The following is a 3,051-nucleotide window of genomic DNA, read 5'->3' as shown; positions in this document are numbered from 1 at the left end:
TCGAAGGCATCGCCTACTTCACCGCCTCCGAACTCCTCCAAAACATCACCAAACACAGCCACGCCCACCACGCCGAAATCGACCTCTGGCGCACCAAAGACCGACTCATGCTCCAAGTCCACGACAACGGCAAGGGCGGCGCCACAGCCACACCACCCGCCGACGGCACGGCGGGCGGCACCGGCCTCGCCGGCCTCGCCGAACGCCTCGACTCCGTCGACGGCCTCCTCCTCATCGACTCCCCCGCCGGAGGCCCCACCACCATCACCGCCGAACTCCCCTGGCGGGAGCGGGAGTCGGCGCCCTCGGGGGACGAGCACACGGGGAAGCCGAGCAAGACGGGGCGCCGCCCGAAGCAGCGCCAAGGAGCCTGAACGCCGCGGTCCGCGTTCCGGGGCGGCTCGGCAGATCGGCTTCGGTCGCTTGCGGTCTTCGACAAGCCGGCGTCATCGCAGGTCCCGCGGTGACGACGAGACGGGACCGCACGGCTTCACGGTCGGACGACGCTCCGGCGTGCGACCGGGAGGCGTTCGGTCGGCCTGAGGAGATACAGGCGCCCGTCATCGAGGTGGAGCACGCGGCCGCGGCCGCTGTGTCCGGGCGTGCGCAGGTCGCGGACGCCTCGCCAGCCGCCGCCGAGCAGCACACGGTCGCCGCGTCGCACGTCGAACGGGCCGAGCGGGCGGGGGAGTTCGCACCAATCGCTCACCGAACCTCCTAGAGATAGATCTGCCTGCGGCAGTCGGCGCACTGCTTGCCGCTGAGCACGTCGTGGGCACAGGCGCCCTCACCTCCCGGGGCGGTCCGTTCCCCACGGCCGCGCCGGACGGCGACGAAGAAGAGCAGCGCACCGGCCGCGCAGACCGGCAGCAGGGCCGCACACCGCACCCGGTTCCCCGCTCTTCGGAGCGTTCCACCGCGTGCTCCCAAGAGCCCGCACCTGTCGTGCCCAGCAGAGAACGGGCAGAGAGCCGGACATGCACACTCGCCCAGGGAAAAGCGTCGCTTCCGGACGCGCCGACGGGCTCGGCAGCTCGCGTTGGTCACGCTGGCCTCCTCGCGAGCGTCGTCGGCGCACCGCGACCGTCCTCGCCGCCGTGAGCAGCCCCTCGGAGGCCACTCGACATCCCTAGGGATCATAGAGCACGCATCCCTAGGGATGCCAACTCCCGCCTAGCGCCCGCCAAGAGGACAAAAAAGAGGCCCGCCGCGCGGCGGGCCTCTCCACATTCTTCTTGCTCAGCCGTCGACCTGGTACTCCATGACGTAAGCACCACCGTCGAGCAGCATGCAGTTGAACTCGACCGCCAGACCGTCCTCCGCGAAGGCCGTACGGTGCACCTCGATCACCGGCGTCCCCTGGGCCAGCTCCAGCCACTCGGACTCCTCCTGGCTCGGCATCCGCGCACGGACCTCCTCGACGAACCGCACCGGCTCGTACCCGAGTTCCCTGAGCCTCGCATAGGTTCCACCGGCGCCGGTGTCCTGCTGCTCGACGGCGGAACCGCGCACCAGCTCGGCAGGAAGATACGAGGTCGCCATCTGCACCGGCTCTTCGTCGACAAGGAATTTGCGGCTGCGGACGACCACCGCAGCCTCGTCGACGAGGCCGAGCACCCGGGCCACCTGCCGCGGCGCGGTGTCCTCACGGACCTCGACGTCGACGACCTTCAAGTCCCTCTCCTCGACATCAGCGCTCCAGACCGACCGGCCGGAGCCCCAACCCTCCGAGGCCAGGCGGCGGTTGGCGACGCGCCGGATGGGCCGGAACTCGCGCACGAAGGTGCCGCTGCCGCGCTTCCGCACCGCCAGGCCCTCCGTGACGAGAAGCGTCAGGGCCCGACGGGCCGTCTCCTTCGCGACGCCGTACTCGTTCACGAGCGCGGGCTCTCCCGGAAGGCGGCTCCCCGGTGCCAGTTCACCGGATGCCACGCGCGCACGCAGATCGTCCGCAATCCGCCTCGCGGTCTCCGCCATTGCAGGTGTCCCTCACTTCCCTAGGGTGCGGCCTCAACCCTGCCACAGCCGACGTCTCCCTTCACGGCCACCGCCCGTCCGCAGCCACCGCCCCACGGTGGGGAAAACCCCCGCCCCCACAAGCCGGTCGGCTCCATGGCGGCGCAAGGCCGCTCCGGACAATGCTGGGAGAGTCCCGCCCCCAGGCTCACGGGGCCGGGGCGTGCGGCGTCTGCTGGCGTCGGAGGGACATGAGAGAGAAAGGGCACCACCATGGCAACGGCCCACCGCGCTCCGTCGGACGCCGGTCCCGGGCGGACCGCGGGATACGGGGACGGTCCGCGCAACCCGTTCTCAGCGTTTCTCCTCGCCCCGCTCGAGAACCGGACCTACCGCGAGTTCCTCTACCTGCTCACGGGGTTCCCCCTTGCGATCGTCACCTTTAGCTGGACGGTGACGATGGTCTCGGTGAGCGCCGGACTGCTGATCACCTTCGTCGGTATCCCGCTGCTCGCGCTCACCCTCGCGAGCTGCCGCGGTATCGGCGCCTTCGAGCGGGCGCGGGCGCGGGGGCTGCTGCACCTGGACGCGCCCGATCCCGAGCCGGTGAGCGCGGTGCAGCGCAGCAGCGGGCTGATGGCGTGGGTCGGGGCGCTCCTGCGCAGCGGCACCTCGTGGCGGCACCTGCTCTACACGGTGGTGTACTTCCCGTGGGCGACGGCCGCGTTCACCGTGAGCTTCGTGTTCTGGGCGACGGGGTGGGCGCTGCTCCTCTCCCCGGCCTACCACTGGGTCTTCGACGCGTACACCGACCAGCCGGGGCCCGAGTTCGGGGACTGGGGCTACCTGGACAGCGCTCCCGAACTCGCCGTCGCCTCGCTCGCCGGGCTCGTGCTCGTCCTGCTGACGCCCTGGCTGATCCGCGGCCTCGCGCAGGTGGACCGGCTGCTCGTGCTCGGCCTGCTGGGGCCCTCACGACTGGCGGAGCGGGCGCAGGAGTTGGAGTCGGATCGTGGTGCGGTCGTCGACACCGCCGCAGCCGACCTACGACGCATCGAACGCGACCTCCACGACGGCGCACAAGCACGCCTCGTC

The 3,051-nt window shown here is 71.0% G+C and carries 5 protein-coding genes; 2 read left to right on the top strand and 3 right to left on the bottom strand.

Translation table 11 applies throughout. The features are described 5' to 3' along the window. Positions 1-374 (top strand): ATP-binding protein (locus F603_RS0131285; RefSeq protein ID WP_026328878.1); only part of this gene is annotated, 374 nt, incomplete at its 5' end. Positions 375-490: 116 nt separating this feature from the next. Here the strand turns inward: F603_RS0131285 and F603_RS0131280 are convergent. The 3 genes from F603_RS0131280 to F603_RS0131270 all read right to left on the bottom strand — a co-directional run bounded on the left by F603_RS0131280 (position 491) and on the right by F603_RS0131270 (position 1,977). Next, a complete protein-coding gene (locus tag F603_RS0131280; RefSeq protein WP_019549866.1) occupies positions 491-709 on the bottom strand; it encodes a hypothetical protein in 219 nt (72 codons plus the stop codon). Positions 710-717: 8 nt separating this feature from the next. Beyond that, positions 718-888, bottom strand: a complete 171-nt coding sequence (locus F603_RS35295) for a hypothetical protein (RefSeq protein ID WP_019549865.1) — start codon at positions 886-888, stop codon at positions 718-720. Between the two features lie 351 nt (positions 889-1,239). Next, on the bottom strand, positions 1,240-1,977 hold the full coding sequence (locus tag F603_RS0131270; protein ID WP_019549864.1) for a GntR family transcriptional regulator: 738 nt from the start codon (positions 1,975-1,977) through the stop codon (positions 1,240-1,242). A 252-nt stretch (positions 1,978-2,229) separates the two neighbouring features. Here F603_RS0131270 and F603_RS33310 point away from each other — a divergent pair. Further along, on the top strand, positions 2,230-3,051 hold an 822-nt coding region (locus F603_RS33310), incomplete at its 3' end, for a sensor histidine kinase (protein WP_019549863.1).

Source organism: Streptomyces sulphureus DSM 40104 (genome assembly GCF_000381025.1).
Lineage (GTDB): Bacteria > Actinomycetota > Actinomycetes > Streptomycetales > Streptomycetaceae > Streptomyces > Streptomyces sulphureus.
This window is presented reverse-complemented; position numbering and strand designations above follow the sequence as displayed.

Bases quoted from the DNA above. Each gene is read 5' to 3' on its own strand.
- F603_RS0131270 (WP_019549864.1), bottom strand. From the start codon at position 1,977: ATGGCGGAGACCGCGAGGCGGATTGCGGACGATCTGCGTGCGCGCGTG.